At 33.5% G+C, this 2,328-nt stretch carries 7 protein-coding genes; all 7 read right to left on the bottom strand.

All coding sequences use genetic code 11. The annotated features are described in order from the left end of the window. Nucleotides 1–123, bottom strand: a 123-nt coding sequence (locus tag B7695_RS06070; RefSeq protein WP_239822267.1) for a class IIb bacteriocin, lactobin A/cerein 7B family, incomplete at its 3' end; no start/stop codon positions are given. A gap of 150 nt (nucleotides 124–273) precedes the next feature. Further along, entirely contained in the window at nucleotides 274–414 is a 141-nt protein-coding gene (locus tag B7695_RS11075; protein ID WP_155640144.1) for a hypothetical protein, read from the bottom strand. Nucleotides 415–425: 11 nt separating this feature from the next. Further along, nucleotides 426–554, bottom strand: coding sequence for a smi_0059.1 family bacteriocin-like peptide (locus tag B7695_RS06060; protein WP_060805135.1), 129 nt, complete (start codon nucleotides 552–554; stop codon nucleotides 426–428). Nucleotides 555–981: 427 nt separating this feature from the next. Further along, nucleotides 982–1,203 (bottom strand): hypothetical protein, encoded by a 222-nt coding sequence (locus tag B7695_RS06055; protein ID WP_084890459.1) that lies wholly within the window; start codon nucleotides 1,201–1,203, stop codon nucleotides 982–984. Between the two features lie 26 nt (nucleotides 1,204–1,229). Then, a complete protein-coding gene (locus B7695_RS06050) occupies nucleotides 1,230–1,424 on the bottom strand; it encodes a ComC/BlpC family leader-containing pheromone/bacteriocin (RefSeq protein WP_084890458.1) in 195 nt (64 codons plus the stop codon). A gap of 19 nt (nucleotides 1,425–1,443) precedes the next feature. Beyond that, entirely contained in the window at nucleotides 1,444–1,623 is a 180-nt protein-coding gene (locus tag B7695_RS06045; protein WP_084890456.1) for a class IIb bacteriocin, lactobin A/cerein 7B family, read from the bottom strand. A gap of 381 nt (nucleotides 1,624–2,004) precedes the next feature. Next, the gene (locus B7695_RS06040; protein WP_084890454.1) at nucleotides 2,005–2,193 is read right to left on the bottom strand and encodes a hypothetical protein; all 189 of its coding nucleotides are present in this window, start codon (nucleotides 2,191–2,193) and stop codon (nucleotides 2,005–2,007) included. Nucleotides 2,194–2,328 lie beyond the last annotated feature (135 nt).

The following is a 2,328-nucleotide window of genomic DNA, read 5'->3' as shown; positions in this document are numbered from 1 at the left end:
ATGTGCTCCTGAAGCACCATCTACAGCACCCAATAAAAATGTTCCTGCAATTGCGACTCCTCCAACTACTACTAAACCAAACAACAAGCCTCCTTCTACATCGGCCAATTCCTCATGACTCATTACATGAAAACTATTTTCCATATTTTTAATTTGTTCCATCTTATTCTCCTTTTTTGATTATTAACGATTGAAAAAGGTAGTTATTTGTCCTTTCCTTTTTCATATATTCTATTCGTTGTTATAGATAACCTTTACTCTCTAAATATTATCTTAGAATCCAAATAATGCACGACGGAACCATAGACCTGTATTTAAACCCCGTTGATAGCTTTCCTTGCTACCACCCACCAGCAAGGCTAAGTCGCTTTCCTTTAATACTTCAATAGTATACTTATCATTCATTTCATTCATCGCTTATCCTCCTAAAAACCAAAACCTCTACGAAATCCAATGTACCAATCTACAAGGGTCTTCGCCCAATTTTCTCCACCTTGAATATCGGTCAATTCTTCCGAAGTTAGCTCAACAAATCCATAGTAATGTTCTTTCATTATTTTATTCCTTTCTTTTTCTTCTCACTTATTTATTCGAAAAACAATTCAAAAATGTACAACTAAATTAAATTTTATTTGAAAATTTATGATTTATCCAAAGTGTTTTATCTTAGATAGAGTAACCCCATGCAACTAGATCTACAGCAGATAAATCTCCGATAATATACCTTTTACGAGACTTTTTACTCTGTTCTTGTTTTCATTTATTATCGTTCTTTTTCTGTCATTGCTGTAAACTGATGATCGTTTCCTAAAATATTCTTAGTCTAATTCACTTTGGGTTTAAATGTTTCTTTTTTATTAATATAGTATGTCAATGCTACTAACAAAATACAGCTCTCCAACGATACCTTTTCTAAATTAAATAGAGAATAAATTAATAATATGCTGAAAGCTGTTAAAACAAAACCTAATAAAAATTTTTTCATAGCAAGCTCTTATTTTTCCCTCTGTCTAACCTTGTTATCATCTTGTTAATGAAGAGCAACACAAGAGTAGAAAATAAAGGTGGCACGAGGTAACTAGCTACACTGCCCGTCAAAGAAAAACCAAGCATAGCTAATATTCCAAGCAACATCAAATTCATGATAGCCATAGAGACAAACAATAAAACAATTTTTATTACTTTAGTTATTTCATTTTTCATTGCACCACCTCATAAGTATTAAAAAATTATCGCAATCTTGAAAGTCCCCAATCGCCTATTGCTTTAACGCTTTTTCCTGCAACGTAAACAGAAACAGCTGTCCCACCAATGATTCCAACCGCCTTGGTTACACCCCATGCTAACGCAAGAGCACCTACTACAGAGCCACCTGAAATTTTTTCCAATTCATCTGATTTCATATTTTCAAAGTTATAATTCATTATCTATCCCCTTCATCTATTAATTAGTAGCTAGAGCAGCAAAACCTACTGCTACACCTGCTGATAGAGCATGGCCGACTAATACTTTTGTCCCCCAAATAGTAAACAATACAGGACCAAAGAATCCCCCATCCACATCCATTAACTCTTCTTCTGTAAGAGCTACAAAGTTCTGTTCCATTTTGTCAAAATTTGTCATCTTTTTTCTCCTTTATTTCTATTTTTTAGTTTACGATTTCTGGCTCTTAAACCATTTTAAAAACCAGAATAGATAAATTACTGAATTCCTTTTCCTTCCTTTTCGTCTCACTTATCTATTTGAGAAGTGATTTAAAATGAACAGGTAAATTTCATTTATTTTAAATACCATTTGATAAACCATGGCAATAAGATTGGTAAATACATCGCGTAATCTCCTTCCTTTTCGTCTCACTTATTTATTCGAAAAATAATTCGAAAATGTACAACTAAATTAAATTTTATTTAAAAAATAACTCAGTGAACCATGGATAGAACATTGATATAAACATGAACTAGGCTCCTTTCTTTTTCCCTTTTACTTATCTATTCGAATTTTTTATTAAAATAAATAATTGTAAACCATTTCGCCAAACTTCTGCCCCGCCCAATAAACCGGTCCTAAAAGTAAGGTCCCTAAAGCATAAACCCCAACTACTCCAACTATGAAAATTAATACTTTTACAGGAATTGACTGCAAACTGTAAAAATTCTCTACCCTAGTAATCCAACTTTCTATTATGCGTTCCATTAGCGCTCTTCCTTCCCTGTTAACGTCCACGACGCTTAGCATGTGCTCCTGAAGCACCATCTACAGCACCCAATAAAAATGTTCCTGCAATTGCGACTCCTCCAACTACTACTAAACCAAACAACAAGCCTCCTT

The organism is Streptococcus mitis (assembly GCF_002096845.1).
Taxonomy (GTDB): domain Bacteria; phylum Bacillota; class Bacilli; order Lactobacillales; family Streptococcaceae; genus Streptococcus; species Streptococcus mitis_A.
This window is presented reverse-complemented; position numbering and strand designations above follow the sequence as displayed.

Coding starts and splice junctions, on each gene's coding strand:
- B7695_RS06045 (WP_084890456.1), bottom strand. CDS start 1,623: ATGACAAATTTTGACAAAATGGAACAGAACTTTGTAGCTCTTACAGAA.
- B7695_RS06055 (WP_084890459.1), bottom strand. CDS start 1,203: ATGAAAAATGAAATAACTAAAGTAATAAAAATTGTTTTATTGTTTGTC.
- B7695_RS06060 (WP_060805135.1), bottom strand. CDS start 554: ATGAAAGAACATTACTATGGATTTGTTGAGCTAACTTCGGAAGAATTG.
- B7695_RS11075 (WP_155640144.1), bottom strand. CDS start 414: ATGAATGAAATGAATGATAAGTATACTATTGAAGTATTAAAGGAAAGC.
- B7695_RS06040 (WP_084890454.1), bottom strand. CDS start 2,193: ATGGAACGCATAATAGAAAGTTGGATTACTAGGGTAGAGAATTTTTAC.
- B7695_RS06050 (WP_084890458.1), bottom strand. CDS start 1,424: ATGAATTATAACTTTGAAAATATGAAATCAGATGAATTGGAAAAAATT.